Annotated in this window: 14 protein-coding genes; 6 read left to right on the forward strand and 8 right to left on the reverse strand. The window is 64.3% G+C overall.

What is annotated here, in order from left to right; genetic code table 11:
- Nucleotides 1–48 precede the first annotated feature (48 nt).
- Together QCM77_RS38635 and QCM77_RS38640 are read left to right on the forward strand one after the other, a co-directional pair.
- Entirely contained in the window at nt 49–420 is a 372-nt protein-coding gene (locus tag QCM77_RS38635; RefSeq protein WP_279667328.1) for a histone, read from the forward strand.
- A 402-nt stretch (nt 421–822) separates the two neighbouring features.
- Nucleotides 823–1,827, forward strand: coding sequence for a TorF family putative porin (locus QCM77_RS38640; RefSeq protein WP_279667326.1), 1,005 nt, complete (start codon nt 823–825; stop codon nt 1,825–1,827).
- Between the two features lie 244 nt (nt 1,828–2,071).
- Here the strand turns inward: QCM77_RS38640 and QCM77_RS38645 are convergent, their stop codons facing one another.
- Nucleotides 2,072–3,835 (reverse strand): ABC transporter ATP-binding protein/permease, encoded by a 1,764-nt coding sequence (locus tag QCM77_RS38645; protein ID WP_279667325.1) that lies wholly within the window; start codon nt 3,833–3,835, stop codon nt 2,072–2,074.
- A 315-nt stretch (nt 3,836–4,150) separates the two neighbouring features.
- Here QCM77_RS38645 and QCM77_RS38650 point away from each other — a divergent pair, with 315 nt between their 5' ends.
- Together QCM77_RS38650 and QCM77_RS38655 are read left to right on the forward strand one after the other, a co-directional pair.
- Entirely contained in the window at nt 4,151–5,815 is a 1,665-nt protein-coding gene (locus tag QCM77_RS38650; protein WP_279690152.1) for an L-lactate permease, read from the forward strand.
- Between the two features lie 138 nt (nt 5,816–5,953).
- The gene (locus QCM77_RS38655; protein WP_279667322.1) at nt 5,954–6,352 is read left to right on the forward strand and encodes an META domain-containing protein; all 399 of its coding nucleotides are present in this window, start codon (nt 5,954–5,956) and stop codon (nt 6,350–6,352) included.
- 198 nt (nt 6,353–6,550) lie between these two features.
- On the opposite strand, the gene QCM77_RS38660 is transcribed toward QCM77_RS38655, so the two are convergent.
- The 3 genes from QCM77_RS38660 to QCM77_RS38670 all read right to left on the reverse strand — a co-directional run bounded on the left by QCM77_RS38660 (nt 6,551) and on the right by QCM77_RS38670 (nt 10,042).
- The gene (locus QCM77_RS38660) at nt 6,551–7,762 is read right to left on the reverse strand and encodes a hypothetical protein (RefSeq protein ID WP_279667321.1); all 1,212 of its coding nucleotides are present in this window, start codon (nt 7,760–7,762) and stop codon (nt 6,551–6,553) included.
- Between the two features lie 192 nt (nt 7,763–7,954).
- Nucleotides 7,955–9,583, reverse strand: a complete 1,629-nt coding sequence (gene groL, locus QCM77_RS38665; protein WP_280096364.1) for a chaperonin GroEL — start codon at nt 9,581–9,583, stop codon at nt 7,955–7,957.
- A 162-nt stretch (nt 9,584–9,745) separates the two neighbouring features.
- The gene (locus tag QCM77_RS38670) at nt 9,746–10,042 is read right to left on the reverse strand and encodes a co-chaperone GroES (RefSeq protein WP_045003881.1); all 297 of its coding nucleotides are present in this window, start codon (nt 10,040–10,042) and stop codon (nt 9,746–9,748) included.
- Nucleotides 10,043–10,358: 316 nt separating this feature from the next.
- Between QCM77_RS38670 and QCM77_RS38675 the strand changes: the two genes are divergently transcribed.
- The gene (locus QCM77_RS38675) at nt 10,359–10,880 is read left to right on the forward strand and encodes a hypothetical protein (protein WP_279667317.1); all 522 of its coding nucleotides are present in this window, start codon (nt 10,359–10,361) and stop codon (nt 10,878–10,880) included.
- Between the two features lie 201 nt (nt 10,881–11,081).
- Here the strand turns inward: QCM77_RS38675 and QCM77_RS38680 are convergent, their stop codons facing one another.
- Complete coding sequence (locus QCM77_RS38680; protein WP_279667362.1) at nt 11,082–11,861, reverse strand: protein phosphatase CheZ; 780 nt, start codon at nt 11,859–11,861, stop codon at nt 11,082–11,084.
- 312 nt (nt 11,862–12,173) lie between these two features.
- On the opposite strand from QCM77_RS38680, the gene QCM77_RS38685 reads away from it, so the two are divergent.
- Complete coding sequence (locus QCM77_RS38685; RefSeq protein WP_279667315.1) at nt 12,174–12,974, forward strand: L,D-transpeptidase; 801 nt, start codon at nt 12,174–12,176, stop codon at nt 12,972–12,974.
- A gap of 73 nt (nt 12,975–13,047) precedes the next feature.
- On the opposite strand, the gene QCM77_RS38690 is transcribed toward QCM77_RS38685, so the two are convergent.
- From QCM77_RS38690 to QCM77_RS38700, 3 genes are all read right to left on the reverse strand, one after another.
- Nucleotides 13,048–13,872 carry a DUF2076 domain-containing protein gene (locus QCM77_RS38690; protein ID WP_280096365.1) on the reverse strand — a complete coding sequence of 275 codons (825 nt, stop codon included), beginning with the start codon at nt 13,870–13,872 and terminating at the stop codon, nt 13,048–13,050.
- Nucleotides 13,873–14,167: 295 nt separating this feature from the next.
- Nucleotides 14,168–15,013, reverse strand: a complete 846-nt coding sequence (locus tag QCM77_RS38695; RefSeq protein WP_280096366.1) for a ChbG/HpnK family deacetylase — start codon at nt 15,011–15,013, stop codon at nt 14,168–14,170.
- Nucleotides 15,010–16,053: a glycosyltransferase family 2 protein gene (locus QCM77_RS38700; protein ID WP_279690140.1), complete on the reverse strand. Its 1,044-nt coding sequence runs from the start codon at nt 16,051–16,053 to the stop codon at nt 15,010–15,012. The genes QCM77_RS38695 and QCM77_RS38700 overlap by 4 nt, the downstream gene beginning before the upstream one ends.
- Between the last annotated feature and the right edge of the window lie 64 nt (nt 16,054–16,117).

The raw sequence follows: 16,117 nt of genomic DNA on the forward strand, positions 1-16,117 counted from the left end.
CTGAAGACGCCCGATCGACCATTGTTCGGCGGCAACAGGAGGACCACGATGGCGAAAGCGAAGAAGAAAAAAAGCAAGAAGGCCAAAAAGGCCAAGAAGGCGGTAGCGGCGAAGAAGATCGCAAAGAAGGCAGCCAAGAAGTCCGCGAAGAAATCGGCCAAGAAAGCCTCGAAGAAATCAGCGAAGAAGGCCGCGCCGAAGAAGGCCGCCAAGAAGTCGGCCAAGAAGGCCGCTAAGCAGGCTGCCCCCAGGAAGGCAGTCAAGAAGGCTGCGAAGAAAGCAGCACCGAAGAAAGCGAAGGCAGCTCCCGCGCCGAAGCCGTCAACGCCGGCAGCTCCGGTTCCCGAGCCTGCCGCCGAGACAAGCTGGGCGATGCCTTCGTCTTCTGCGGAAACGACGTCGGCCGAGGGACAAGGTTAGGCCAAACGCTGGATCCAGTCCGACGATCATGATCGACAACAGGAAGGCCGCAGCCCTGACGCTGCGGCCTTTTTGCATCGGCGCGACGACTCCCGCAGGCCGTCATGTCCGGGGGCAGCCTGATTCGTAGCGCGGACAGCACGGTACCGTGGTCCCCATACGAATCCGGGCCTCCCTCTGCACTTTGGAGTGCAAATAATGTGATGGAGAAGACACACAGGCTGACAACCTTTCGCGGAATCGCCAGAACGCCCAAAAAGTCGGCAGATGCCCGCGTTTTTTGCTTCACGGTTGACGTCACCCCATCCAAATTGCCGCAGTTACGAAATTTACAATCAGGTCGTGCGTTCCGGGGGCTTCCGGGATCCGGCTGGGGTCTTAGAACTGGTGATGGGGATCGAAATGAAAAAAGTGGCTTTGTTGGCAACGGCGCTGGCAATGGTGACGGGCTCGGCTTTCGCGGCAGACATGGCGGTGAAGGCTAAGAAAGCCCCGCCGGTGGTTGCGTTTGACCCGTGGGATATCGCCTTCGGCGGCGCCATCATGAGCGACTACATTTTCCGCGGCGTCACCCAGTCGAACCATAAGCCGTCGGTCGCGGCCTATTTCGAGCCGCGCTACAACATCAACAAGGACCTCCAGCTCTACGTCGGCGTGTCCGCGGAGAGCATCTCCTTCGCCAATCGCGCCGCTGCTGAAGTCGATATCTACGGCGGTATCCGCCCGACCTTCGGCGCCTTCGCCTTCGACATCGGTGTCTGGGGCTACCTGTATCCGGGCGGCAGCTGCGCCGACAACGTGCTCACCGGCGGCATTCCCGGCGGCAACGTCTGCGGCGTTAGCACGACCACGATCTTCCTCGCCGACGGCAACGTCATGAAGAAGGACGTCAGCTTCGTCGAAGTCTACGGCAAGGTGAACTACACCATCAACGACAGCTGGACGGTCGGTGCGACCGAGTACTACTCGCCGAACTTCCTGAACTCCGGTGCCTGGGGCAACTACGCTTCGTTGACGGCCAAGTACACGGCGCCCAGCACGGCCTTCGGCGCCTCCGGCATGGGCATGTATGTGTCGGGTGAATTCGGCCGGCAGTGGTTCGGTACTTCGGACGCCTTCTACGGCACCGGTGCCGGTACCGTTTTCGCCAACGGCATTCCCTACAAGGACTACAACACCTGGAACATCGGCATCGGCTTCACCTACAAGGTGTTCACGCTGGACCTGCGTTACTCCGACACCGACCTGAACAAGGGTGATTGCAACGCCTTCACCAGCGCCTTCAACGCCACCGGCACCACCAACGTCACCGCGATCAATCCGGGCGGCGCTGGCTCCAACTGGTGCGGCGCGGCCGGCATTGCCAAGCTGTCGTTCGACCTGACGGCGATGAGCAATCTGAAGTAAGTTTCTTGCTGAAGCGACTTGATGAGGGCGGCAGGGCAACCTGCCGCCCTTTTGCTTTGGGGTGGGGTCTGCGAAAGGGCGTGGACTTCATGGTGCGAGACGCGCCACAAGGTGGCGCTCCTCGCCATGAGGGTTAGGATTTCGCCGCGAGACAAGACCTCATCCTGAGGGCCCGCCAGAGGCGGGCGTCTCGAAGGATGAACCGCAACGAAGGGCCCCGGGCTCCGCGGCGCCCGCTGGCGCTTCAGCGCGCCGCGGACGGCTCCTTCTCGGCTGGCGCATCACCTTTACCGAGAACGTGGATCGCGCCGCTCTTCACCATCGTCACCTTGCGGGTGTGGAAGGCGTCGAGCGTCGAGCGGTGGCCGATCGAGACGATGGTGGCCAGTGGCAGCTTTTCCGTCAGCAGCCGGTACAGCCGGGCCTCGGACGGCTCGTCGAGCGAGGCGGTGGCCTCGTCGAGGAACAGATAGTCGGGCGCGTGCAGCAGCGCGCGGGCGAGCCCGAGGCGCTGCTGCTCGCCGAGCGACAGCATCCGGTTCCAATGGCCTTCCTCATCGAGTCGCTCGGCGAGGTCGGGCAGCCCGACCGCGATCAGCGCGTCCCTGACGCGTGCGGTTTCGAATGCGCCCGGCGCGGCCGGATAGACCACGGCGTCGCGCAGCACGCCGACCGGGAAATAGGGGCGCTGCGGCAGCATCATCAGCTTCGCCTTTTCGGGGACGAAGATGGTGCCGGTGCCGAACGGCCAGATGCCGGCGATGGCCCGGAACAGCGTCGACTTGCCGGACCCTGACGGTCCGGTCACCAACACGCGCTCCGGCGTCTGGATGGCGAAGGCGTCGGCAGCGACCAGCGGCGTGCCGCTCGGCAGGTTCACGCAGAGCTGCTCAAGGGCGATAGTGCGGCTGCCGCCGGCGGCCTTGAGGGCAATCGCCGGCTCGTGCGGCGGCAGGTTCGCGGCCGCATCGACCGACATCTCGAAGCCGTCGAGGCGCGCGACGATCGAGCGCCATTCCGCCAGCGACCGGTACGCCGTGACGAAGAACGACAGTGCGCCTTGCACGCTGGAGAAGGCGGAGGCGGTCTGCATCATGTCGCCGAGCTGGATCTTCTTGGCGAAGAAGGCCGGCGCCACCAGCACGTAGGGAAAGATCACGGCGGCCTGTTGATAGCTCGCGGTGAACGCGGTGAGGCGCTTGGTACGGCTCATGATTGCGTACCAGTTGCCGATCACGAAGCCGAAGCGATCCAGCAGGCGACCGCGTTCGGCGCCTTCGCCCTTGAGCAGTGCGATCTGCTCGGAATTTTCGCGGACGCGGACGAGGTTGAAGCGGAAGTCGGCCTCGAAGCGCTGCTGCTCGAAATTGAGATTGACCAGCGGGGCGCCGATCCAGTGCGTCAACGCTGTGCCGAAGATCGCGTAGATCATCGCGCCCCAGCACAGATAGCCGGGGATCATGAGGTCGGTGCCGAACAGGTGCAACGGCGCGGCGTTCGAAAGCCCCCAGAGGATGATCACGAAGGAGAACAGCGTCACGATCGACGAGAGCAGGCCGAGCCCGATGGTTAGGGTCTGCTCGACGAAGTTCTTGACGTCCTCGGTGATGCGCTGGTCCGGGTTGTCGGCCGCATCGCCCTTGAGCTGCATGCGGTAATGGGTGGCGCCTTGCAGCCATTCGCCCAGATAGTGCCGGGTCAGCCATTGCCGCCAACGGATCTGGAGCCACTGGTTCAGGTACAGCTTGTAGACCGCCAGCGCGATGAAGGTGGAGGCGAGGCCGATGAAGATCCAGATCTCCCTGACGAAACTATCCCAGTCACTTGCCTGCAGCGAGCTGTAGAATCGGTTCTGCCATTGGTTTACCAAGACGTCGATCGCGACCAGCGCCAGCTCCATCGCGACCACGGCGGCGAGCAGGCCGCGGCCGGCCCATTTGTCTTCCGACCGGAAATAAGGGGCGGCGATTCGCCAGACGATCGCGAGCGTGGCGCTGATGTTCTTCACAGAGCTGAGTCTCCTGAGGGGATGTGCACAATTGCCCGGGGGCCAAAGACTTGAGACGATGGCGGAAATGGGCGCGCTTAGACTAAAGTCGCAAGTCCTGCAATTTGCGTTGGCTTGTCGCAGCTTGCAACCCTAGCATGGGGCTTAACGGCGCGGGGTGGGGGCCTTCGGGATTTCGCGAGCTTGTGAGCGGACGGGAACCGCTGCATTGGCGAGGAATTCGCGTCCGGCTCGGGGGTTATCGCTTCAGCGTCAAGCAGGATCGGCTGTCCACGCGGGCCGCCTGCCGCACAACATGCGTGGGGGAGGAAGACCATGTGGAATCAAGTCTATGACCCGATGCACAGCCCTGTGCTGTCGACGATCGCAGCGGCAATCCCTGTCGTCACACTGCTGGTCCTGATCGCGAGCGGTCGTGTCCAGGCTCATATTGCCGCCGTCATCGCCGTGATCGTGGCCAATTTGATCACGATCTTCGTCTTCACCATGCCGGCGAACATGTCGATCCGCGCCTCGGTGCTGGGCATCGTCACCGGCTTCTTCCCGATCGGCTGGATCGTTCTCAACGTCATCTTCCTCTACCAGGTGACGGTGACCACCGGACGCTTCGAATTGCTCAAGCGCGCGGTCGGCGGCGTCACCGAGGACCGGCGGCTGCAATTGCTGCTGATCGCGTTCTCGTTCGGCGCCTTCTTCGAGGGCGCTTCGGGCTTCGGCACGCCGGTCGCGATCACGGGCGCAGTGCTGATCGGCCTCGGCTTCTCGCCGCTTGCGGCGTCCGGCCTGTCGCTTATCGCCAACACTGCGCCGGTCGCCTATGGCGCGCTGGGCACGCCGATCCAGGGCCTTGCCTCGGTCACCGGGCTCGATCCCTACATCCTCGGCGCGATGGTCGGCCGGCAATTGCCGTTCTTCTCGCTGATCGTGCCGTTCTGGGTGGTGTGGGCGTTCGCGGGCTGGAAGGGCATGAAGGACGTCTGGCCGGCGATCCTGGTCACCGGCGTGTCGTTCGCGGTGCCGCAATTCGTGATTTCGAACTACGTCAATCCCTGGATCGTCGACATCGGCGCATCGCTGATCTCGATGGGCGCGCTGATCCTGTTCCTGAAGGTGTGGCAGCCCAGGCAGCTCTGGCTGTCGCCGGCGCTGCGCGGCCGTGATGAATCGGCCGCCACCATGGCCGCGGCAAAACCGATGGACAAGACGCCGCTGACGCAGAGCGAGCTCTTCAGCGCGCTGTTGCCTTGGATCATCGTCTGCGTCGTGATGCTGATCTGGGGCAACGGCGCCTTCAAGACCTGGGCGAACTCGATCTTCACCTGGAACTATCCCGTTCCCGAGCTGCACCAGATGATCAACAAGATGCCGCCGGTCGCGCCAGGACCGACGAAAGAGAGCGCGGTGTTCGGCTTCACCTATCTGTCGTTCACCGGCACGGGCATGCTGATGGCCGCGATCATCTCCGGCTTCCTGATGGGCGTCGGGCCCGGCAAGCTCGCGATCCAGTACGGCCGCACCATCCGGCTGTGCGCGATCTCGCTGATCACGATCTCGGCGATGCTCGCCATCGGCACGCTGACGCGGCTCTCCGGCGTCGACGCGACGCTCGGTCTCGCCTTCGCGGCAACCGGCGTGCTCTATCCCTTCTTCGGCACGCTGCTCGGCTGGCTCGGCGTGGCGCTGACGGGGTCGGACACAGCCTCCAACGTGCTGTTCGGAAACCTGCAGAAAATCACCTCCGAGCAGCTCGGCCTGTCGCCGATCCTGATGGGCGCGGCGAACTCCTCCGGCGGCGTGATGGGCAAGATGATCGACGCGCAGTCGATCGTGGTCGCCTCCACAGCCACCAATTGGTACGGCCACGAGGGCACGATCCTGCGCTTCGTATTCTGGCACTCGATCGTGCTGGCCTGCCTCGTCGGTGTGCTCGTGACGTTGCAGGCCTATGTCTATCCGTTCACGGCGATGGTCCTGAAGTAGCAGGCCACGCCCGGCTTCGACGCAAATCCCCGCGAGGTTCGCCCCCGCGGGGATTTTTGCGTCGCGCGGGGGCGAACCTTCTCAACGGCGCCATCGTCTTATAGAAGGTGCGGCAGATCAGGTCGGTCGAGAGGTCTCATGGTTTCGCTCAAGCAGATGGTGTGTGCGGCGGTTGCAATGCTCGCGATGTCCACGCTCGCGCGTGCGGAGGACGGTTTTCCGTTCGGCACCGAGATGACGCTGGAGGCGCTGCCGCAGCCGGGCTCGAAGCGGATACCCAACATCGAGATCGGCGACAACGGCGAAGTCGTGCTGGAGCTCTGGTGCAAGGGTGGCAAGGGCCAGTTCTCGGTCGCAGGCAACACCGTGATCTTTGTCCCCGGCCAGATCCAGGACCGCTCCTGCCCGCCTGCAAGGGTCCAGGCCGACGACGATCTCGTCGCGGCGCTTGGCAGCGTCGAGACCTGGAAACGCCAGGGCGACGTGCTCACGCTTCTTGGCCCCAAGCCGCTGCGCTTTCGCGTCAACGGGAACTAGCTTTTTCGCTCGCTGTCATTCCCCGCGACCCGGCTACGCCAAGGCTTCGCCGGGGTTCAGGTCCAGGGGCGCCGAAGCTTTAGCGAAGGCGGCAAGCGGGGAATCCAGCACGCGGCGGCCTATCGATGCAACCACAGCCGTCTCGGCGTACTGGATTGCCCGGTCAAGCCGGGCCATGACCAAGAGTAGGTGGCTACGTCACTTCCACACCGACTTGTCAGCGTCCCAGCGCTGGCCTTTCAGCTCCTTGGCGAGCGCCTCGACCGAGCCGTTGTCGTCGGGCTGATCGCCTTCCTCGTCGGCCGCGGCTTCGTCCGAGAGATTGAGCTTGGCGCTGCTGCTCTCATCAGCGGTCGTGGTCGCGGGGCTACCGATCCAGAGCATGAGCTTGTCGGTCGTGCCGGGCTTGTCGGGTGAGACGAGCCCTGCGACCTCGATCGTGTCGGTGAGCTCGAGTGCCGGGAAATCCAGGTTCGGACGCTTGAAGACCAGCTTGAGCTTGCCGGTCGCCGGGTTGAAGCTTTGCGAGACCGGCTTTGCCGCGAGCGTCCTGCTCAGCACGCCCGCGACGGCTGATGCGAGCTTGTCGCGATTGATCTTGTCGCCGTCGCGCCAATCGGCGGCGGGGATGCGGATGGTGCGGTCCATCTCGGTGATGCCCGCGGTCCAGCCCGCCGCGGTGACGCCGGGCATCGCCTTGAATTTCGCCAGCAGGGCGCCGGCGCGCTCCGGATCGACCGACATGTTGATGGTCTGCTCGCCGGCGCGCAGCGCGTCGCAGCCGACATTGAGGCTCGCCAGCGTCACCTCGACGTCCTGGCCCTTCAGGCTCTTCAGGAAATCGGTCGCGGTATCGAGCTTGACCTTGACCGCGATCGCTTCCGGCGAGACGTCGGTGAAATCCTTCGGCTGCGGCGTGATGCCGTCGTCGGAGGTCTGGTTGTCCAGAAACTCCTTCTCGCTGAGATCGGAATTGTCGGGCGAGGTGACCTCGGTCATGGCCTGGCCAATGCTGATCTGGCCGCGGAATTCGAACGTGTCCCCGGCCTGCTTGCGCAGCAGCTTGACGGTGACGGGTGCCTTCGCGCCGAGGCTCTGCGTCGTGCCCGTCAGGTTCTGGCCCGCGACCTGGAGATTGACGACGAAGCGGTCCTTGCGGTCGGAATTCTTCGCGACGGGATAACAGACGTCGAGCACGGCTGCGGTGACGGTCTTGCCCTGGCGTGTCTCCTTCAGGATCACGTCGGCATTGCCGTCCATCAGCCCGTCGATCGAGGTGAAATAGCGCGTCTCGGCGCCGCCGGGCGCCGTGGCCTTCGGCGACAGCTTCATCTGGGCGGATGCGACCTCAGGCGAAACTGCAAGCAGAGCCGCCAATAAAACTGTCGGGCAAACCAGAAGCGCGCGCATCGACGAAATCCTCGGGCAGTGGGGCATGATCCGGAAAAGTGTGTTCCGATAGATCATGCCCAAACATTAGAATCGGCGCGTCACCGTAGTGGGTTTTGGCCGCCGGTTGAATTGGAAAGCATGGACCATGATCGGCAAAAAAGAAGGCCGCCCGGAGGCGGCCTTCGCAACACTGTCAGGTGAGGATCGGCCCTAGAAGCCGCCCATGCCGCCGCCCGGCATGGCGGGCCCGGCTTCCTTCTTCGGGGACTCGGCGACCATGGCCTCGGTCGTCACCAGCAGGCCGGCGATCGAGGCGGCGTCCTGGAGCGCGGTGCGCACCACCTTGGCGGGGTCGATGATGCCCTTCGCGACCATGTCGACATAGTCCTCGGTCTGGGCGTCGAAGCCGAAGGTCTCGGACTTGTTCTCCAGGATCTTGCCGACGACGATCGAGCCTTCCACGCCCGCGTTCTCGGCGATCTGGCGAAGCGGAGCTTCCAGCGCCTTCAACACGATGTTGATGCCGGCCTGCACGTCCGCATTGGCGTTGGTGAGGCGGCCCACCGCCTTCTTGGCGCGGAGCAGCGCGACGCCGCCGCCGGGGACGATGCCTTCCTGCACCGCGGCGCGGGTGGCGTTGAGCGCGTCCTCGACGCGGTCCTTCTTCTCCTTGACCTCGATCTCGGTCGCGCCGCCGACGCGGATCACCGCGACGCCGCCGGCGAGCTTGGCGAGGCGCTCCTGGAGCTTCTCACGGTCGTAGTCCGAGCTGGTCTCCTCGATCTGGGCCTTGATCTGGCCGACGCGGGCCTCGATCTCCGGCTTCTTGCCGGCGCCCTTGACGATCGTGGTGTTCTCCTTGTCGATCACCACCTTGCCCGCGCGACCCAGCATCTTCACCGTGACGCTCTCGAGCTTGATGCCGAGGTCTTCGGAGATGAGCTGACCGCCGGTGAGGATCGCGAGGTCCTCGAGCATGGCCTTGCGGCGATCACCGAAGCCCGGCGCCTTGACGGCGGCGACCTTCAGGCCGCCACGGAGGCGGTTGACCACCAGGGTGGCCAGCGCCTCGCCCTCGACGTCCTCGGCGATGATGACGAGCGGCTTGCCCGACTGCACCACGGCTTCCAGCACGGGCAGCATGGCCTGCAGGCCGGAGAGCTTCTTCTCGTGCAGGAGGATGTAGGCGTCCTCGAGCTCGGCGGTCATCTTCTCGGGGTTGGTGACGAAGTAGGGCGACAGATAGCCGCGGTCGAACTTCATGCCCTCGACGATGTCCACCTCGGTGTCGAGCGACTTGTTCTCCTCGACGGTGATGACGCCCTCGTTGCCGACCTTCTGCATCGCCTGCGCGATCATCTTGCCGATGGCAGCATCGCCGTTGGCCGAGATGGTGCCGACTTGGGCGACCTCGGAGGAAGCGGCGACCGGCTTGGCGCGCTTCTCGATGTCCTTGACGACGGCCGCAACCGCGGCGTCGATGCCGCGCTTGAGGTCCATCGGGTTCATGCCGGCAGCAACCGACTTGGCGCCTTCGCGCACGATGGCCTGGGCCAGCACGGTCGCGGTGGTGGTGCCGTCGCCGGCGAGGTCGTTGGTCTTGGAGGCGACCTCACGGACCATCTGGGCGCCCATGTTCTCGAACTTGTCTTCGAGCTCGATCTCCTTGGCGACGGTGACGCCGTCCTTGGTGATGCGGGGCGCGCCAAAACTCTTCTCGATGAGGACGTTGCGGCCCTTCGGACCGAGCGTCACCTTGACGGCGTTGGCGAGAATGTCGACGCCGCGCAGCATGCGTTCGCGCGCGTCTCCGGAAAACTTGACGTCCTTGGCAGCCATGTTCTGCAATCCCTGTTACTTCGTGATGGGTCTTGTTTCGTGATGTGTCTTGTGTGTTCGTCGCATCAATTCCGGGATCCGAAGTGAGAACCCGGCGGAATGATGGATGCCCGGATCTGATGATCCGGGCATGGCATTCAGCGGCCGTTCAGGCGTCTGGCCTTAGGCCATCACGCCCATGATGTCGGACTCTTTCATGATCAGGAGATCTTCGTTGTCGATCTTGACCTCGGTGCCCGACCACTTGCCGAACAGCACGCGGTCGCCGACCTTGAGGTCGATCGGGATCAGCTTTCCAGCCTCGTCGCGGCCGCCGGGGCCAACGGCGACGATTTCGCCCTGGGACGGCTTTTCCTTGGCGGTGTCGGGAATGATGATGCCGCCCTTGGTCTTTGCCTCGGCATCGATACGTTTGACCACGACACGGTCATGCAGCGGACGAAATTTGGATTTAGCCATGACGTTTCCCTTTGGAGGCTCGCTTCGGAAGTAGTGGAGGTGGGTGAGGGGCAGCGCTGCCGTCCGCCCTCTTGCAAGGATCGAACGGCGCGCTTAGCAATCGGTCTTTCCGAGTGCTAATAGTCCGCCCGGGAATATGGCTTGGCCGCGATCCTGTCAAGCAAAGGTGGTTAAGCGATTGGTGAGGCGGATATAGGATGGTGGCATTGGAAACTTGTTCGGAGCGTCGGCGTATAAAAGGACGCCATTGCTCCGGCAGCGGTTTTGCGCTTGGCTGCGTGTGGGGTGCGGCCATGGTCTTGTTCGGGGGAATGCCATGATCAGTTCAGCTCACGCGCGCACGGTCGCCAATCTGGCGGCGGCCTCTTGCCTGGCGCTGCTGCTGGGCGCTTGCGGCGGCGGCATGAGCCTGCCGTCCTTCTCTTCGTCCTCACCGCCGCCCGAGGCCGAGCCCGGCGCCGGTCCGGAAATGCCCGCGTCGATCCGCGCCGACGAGGTCGTCGGCCGCTGGGGCCTCGCCTCGTTCCAGAACCCGGCCGACCGCGCCCGCACCGAGGCTGCCGCCCGGGCCCAGTGCAAAAATCCCTACGTGATCACCGCCGGTTCCTCCGGCGGTGTGATCATGCATCTGGCGGACCAGGCGACGCCGCAGGAGCTGCGGCTGAAGGGCTCGCCCAGCGGCAAGAACTATATCGGGCCGGCGGGTCCGACGCCCGGCGAGCAGGACCGCGAGATCGTCTCCTTCGACGGCCGCGTCCTCATCACCCGCTTCATCGACAAGGACGCCGCCACCCGCTACGGCAACATGGTCTACGTCCGCTGCGCGCCGAGAGCGTAGGCACCGCTCGTCGTCATGCCACGCGAAGGCGAGGCATCCAGTAATCGCCGCCAGTGCTTGAGCCGAGATGCCCGCGTTTACTGGATCGTCCGCCCCGGTGCGCATTTGCGCACAAGGCGGACGATGACAGTGGCGGAAGGGGCCCAAACAAAAAAACGCCGGCTTGCGCCGGCGTTTTGTTTTTCAGAGTGTCGCGTCCGCTCAGTCGAACAGCGCGTCGATGTCGTCCTGCGAGGCGTGGCCGACGTCGCCGGCGAGCTTCGGGCCGTTGAGGAGTTTTTCGTCCTCGCTGCGGGTGTCGGCCGGCGCGGGCACATGGGACTTGATCGCGTCGACCCCGCCCCAGATCTCCATCATGGAGTTGATGTGCTGCTCGATGAACTTCATCGTGGTCATGACCTTGCTGATGCGCTGGCCGGTCAGGTCCTGGAAGTTGCAGGCTTCGAAGATCGAGATGACGCGTTCCTGGATGTCGTCGGCGAGCAGCTTCTGCTGATCGGCCGATTGCACCTTGGACATCGCGCTGGCCGCCTGATCGATCGACTCGGCGGCTTCGAGGATCTGCTGGGTCGCCTGTTCGGTGCCGCCGACGACCGCGCCGAGCTCGCCATTGACCTTGGCCATTTCGCCGCCGTCGAAGCTCTTGCCGTGCAGCGTCGCGATCTCGCGCTTGGTACGGTCGATGGCGTCGTGGATGAGGTCGAGCTCGACCTTCAGCTTCTCGCACTGCTCGATCTGCGCCCGGTAAGTATCGAGCATGGTACGAGCTTCGGAGAGCTCGTGGGCGGTGGACGCGTCGATCGCCGCCATGGCAGCGCTGCCGGACAAGGGCACAGTGCCCTTCGCCATCTGTGCGCGGATCGCACGCAACTCGGCCATGATCTCGCTATGCATCGGCGCAGCCTCCTCAATCATTTCGGGGCTGGGCATCTCGCCGACAATAGCCTCTTCGACACGAAAACGTTTGCGGTGAATAGCCATAGATACTCCCCCCACCTCACTCACGCGTCTTTGTAGGCAGAAGCGATTTAACACGAAGTTCACAGCCGGAACTGTCGTGCGGCCGCGCGCGACGGCGTGCAAACGGGCGATTAACCATGGGTGCGCAGCGTTCATCGAAAATAAACGCTGATCGCCAAATTGCACCGCCAATGACGACGTGGTGAATCGAAACGCCGTGGCCGTTTACCAAACAAAACGGCTTTTGCTCTTTATTGACCACGTCGCGAGCGTGGATCAGCCAGACGCGTTCGACGGCGAATGTAACTAGACGAAACAGTACAGAGTACGTCGATGTTCAAAAAAATGTCTGTCGCGCTGCTTGGCAGCGCTTGCACCTTCGTAGCCGGCGCGACCAGCGCTAGCGCCTTCGACAACACCGTGCCGAACGATCCGCCTGCGGTGCTCTACCAGCCGCAGGTGCCGCCGGCACCGGTGCGCGTCGCCTCCAATGCGAACATGGGCGGCGGCTTCATCGAGTTCATGTTCGGCGACGGGCCCGGCCGCGGTCCGGCCTACGCTCCGCAGCAGCCGATGTATCAGCAGCAGCCGGGTTATTACGACCAGCGCCGTCTGCCGCCGATGGGCGAGCCTCAGCCGCAGGGAGCCGGCGTGCAGCCGGAAGCGGTCGACCCGCGGCAGCGTCAGTTCGATCCGAGATTCGAGAAGCAACTTGTTGACTATAGCGGCACGGAAAGCGTCGGCACCCTGGTGGTCGATACGCCGAACAAGTTCCTCTATCTCGTCGAGGGCAACGGCAAGGCGATGCGCTACGGCATTGGCGTCGGACGTCCCGGCTTCACCTGGTCTGGAGTGAAGTCGATCACGGCCAAGCGCGAATGGCCGGCTTGGACGCCGCCGGCGGAAATGATCGCGCGCCGCCCCGATCTGCCACGGCACATGGAGGGCGGCCCGGAAAACCCGCTTGGCGCGCGCGCAATGTATCTGGGCTCGACGCTCTACCGCATCCATGGCTCCAACGAGCCCTGGACCATCGGCACCAACGTCTCCTCCGGCTGCATTCGCATGCGCAATGAGGACGTCATCGACCTCTACGGCCGCGTCAATGTCGGCACCAGGGTCGTGGTGATGTAGGCGCATCGCGCTCGAAACTAAAACGGCCGCCTCATCGGCGGCCGCTTTCGCTTGGCGCAAGGATTAAGAAGCATCAGGCGTAGTCGCTGCCGCCATCGTCGCCGCCGCCGAAGTCGCTATCGTCGGCGACGTCCACGTTGTCGTCGTCATTGTCGTTCTGATCGTTGTAATTCCGGTCGTCGTTTGACGCCTGGTCGGCGAAGCCCTGGCGGGAAGCGTCGCCGTGGTCGCCTTTGGAGCCGATGTCGTCGACACCGGCATCGCGCGCGAGCGATCCGCCGGACTGGTCGCTACCGCTCCAGGGGCTGCGGTCGCCCAGGGCGTTGGTGTCGCCGAAGGCCTGCTGGTGCGATCCGCCCATCATGCCGCGAATGCTGGAGAGCAGCAGTGAGCCGCCGACGACGCCGGCTGCGGCTGCCGCCGCCGTGCCGAGGAACGAGCCGCCGCCACCGCCGACGGGCGGGGCACCATAGCCCTGACCTGGACCTTGACCTGGACCTTGACCTGGACCGTAAGGCGGCTGGCCGTAACCGGGCTGGGTCTGCTGCATTGCCTGGCCGCTGTTCCAGACCGGCCGCGAGTCGCGCGGCGGCACGTTCGGAACCGAGCCGCGCGACGGACCGCCGCCGAACAGCGTGTCGCGCATGGTATCCAGGAAGCCGCCGGACTGCGCCTGCTCGGGCGCCTGCCCCGCCTCCAGTTCCTGGATGCGGGCGTGGGCGCGCTTCAGCGCCTCGTCCTGCAACAGCACGGTCTGCACCAGCGCATAGATCGCGCCGGGCGCCTTGCGCAGGCCGTCGGAGATCGCGGCGATCGCGTCGGGATCGCGGGGTGCATTTTCCAGTTTCGAAAGTCGGTCGAAAAGGTCGTCGACGAGCTGGCGTTCCTGCGGCGTCATGATCAGTCTCCCTTGCGCAAAACAAGCGCGACGAAGATGTAGGGTTCCATTGTGGCCCCAACAGTGCCGGCAGGATTAAATTTCGGTATGCGACAAGCTGCCTCGCCGCTTGGGCAGGTTTCTCGCGTCTTCCGCGGTTTCCTTGATCAGGAGGGGGAGGTCGTGTCCCATGCGGCTGACAGAGCGACCATCTTCGTGGAAGCCCTCAGCCCGGTAAACACCGAAGGAAGTTTCCGTCAGAATGAAACGCCAACCCGGCAGCTCTGGAAAAGTCGGTTCTCGATTGTTCATAATGTCACCCCAGCGTGACGTTGCGGTCCGCCAGCAGCTGCGCAAAGGCGTCACTGACGAAATAAGCGTGTTCGCGTTCACGCACGTCGGTCATCGGGTCGAGGCCAGCGAGGACGTCATCGACGAAGCCGGGATGGCACATCACGAGGCCGCCGTCCGGCAGGCCTTCCAGGAATTGCCGCATCAGCTCGCCAAAATCATTTGCTCGCGTGAAGTCGTAGGCGCCGGCGAAGCCGGGATTGAAGCTGAGGCCCGCGCTGCCGGCGCGGCGGCGGAATTGCGCGCTGAGGATGTCGAGCACCATGGCTTTCGGTGAGGCCAGCCGCTGCATAAGCGGCAGGTCGCGGCCGCCCTGGCGCACCCAGGCTTTTGGCGCGATTTCACTGACCGCGTCGACAAAGCCGTCGCGCACCTGCGGATAGAGCTGCACATGCTGATGGCCGTCGACGAAGTCAGGCGCGCGCCCGAACGCTTTCGCGAAGGCTGCCAGCTGCGCCTTCACCTCGTTGCGAAAGAATTCGCGGTCGAGCCTTCGCGCAAGGCCCGCGCGCAGCAGTTTCGGAAACGGGAGAAACATGTCGCCGTCGAGCGGACGGAAATGCATGGTCAGCGGCCGGAATGGCGCCGACAGCGTCACGTGCAGTCCGATCGCGCAGCGCGGGCTTGTCTTCACTGAAGCCTGAAGCTCCTCGACCTCGCTGCGCTCGATGGCAGGTCCCACCATCATCACGGAAGTGGCGTTGAGACGGCCGCGTTCGATCAGGTCGCGGATGGCGCGATTGACGCCTGGGCTGATGCCGTAATCGTCGGCGCAGAGCCATATCCGCCGCGGCGGCGCGGCCGCGCTCATTCGGCCGCCGTCCTCTTCGAGGCGTCGGCCTTGTCGGACTCGAAATGCTTTTCGCTGTGCTCGGCAACGAAGTAGATCGGGCGCGCCTTCAGCTCGGAGAGGATCTTGCCGATATATTCGCCGACGATGCCGATCATGATGAGCTGCACGCCGCCGATGGTCATCAGGCCGATCACGAGCGAGGGATAGCCTGGCACCTGCTTGCCGGTGGTCCAGACCTCCCAGAGGATCGACAGGCCAAACAGGAAGGCGCCGCCGGCGAGGATCACGCCGAGCAGGCTGGCGAAGCGCAGCGGCGCCACCGAGAACGAGGTCACTCCTTCGATCGAAAGACCAAGCAGACGTGCGGCGCTGAAGGTTGTCACGCCATGGGTGCGCGGCGCGGGCTCGTAATCGACGCGGATCTGGCGGAAGCCGATCCAACTCGCGAGGCCTTTGAAGAAGCGGTTGCGCTCCGGCAGCTGCCTGAGTGCTGCGACGGCGCGCGGTGACAGCAGCCGGAAGTCGCCGGCGTCTTCAGGGATCTTCTGGCGCGCGCCCCAATTGATCAGCGCGTAGAAGCCGCGCCCGGCGAGCCGCCGCAGGAAGGGCTCGTTGTCGCGATGCGCCTTGGCGGTATAGACGACGTCGTAGCCGTCCTCGATCCAGTGCCGCACCAGCTGCTCGACCAGCGCCGGCGGATGCTGGCCGTCGCCGTCCATGAACATCACCGCGCCGAGCCGGGCATGGTCGAGGCCGGCCATCAGCGCGGCCTCCTTGCCGAAATTGCGCGACAGCGACACCACCTGGACGTCGACCGCGTCGGCCGGCAGTGAGCGGGCGATTGCCAGCGTCGCGTCCGCGCTGCCGTCGTCGACATAGACGACCTCGCAAGCCAAGCGATAGCGCTGCCGCAAGGTCTTCGCGATGTCGCAGATGCGCTGGTGCAGGGCGGCGAGGCCCGCCGCCTCGTTGTAGACGGGGACGACAATCGACAGTCCCTTCGCGGCAGCGCTCGCCGCGGTGGTCGTCATGCCGGAAACGTCAGAGCCCAGCGTCATCGATCAAGGTTCCAGAGGCGTTCAAGGTCATCTCAACAGCATATGGTAGCTGCCGTTTCCTGTC

This window comes from Bradyrhizobium nivariense (assembly GCF_029846695.2).
GTDB lineage: Bacteria > Pseudomonadota > Alphaproteobacteria > Rhizobiales > Xanthobacteraceae > Bradyrhizobium.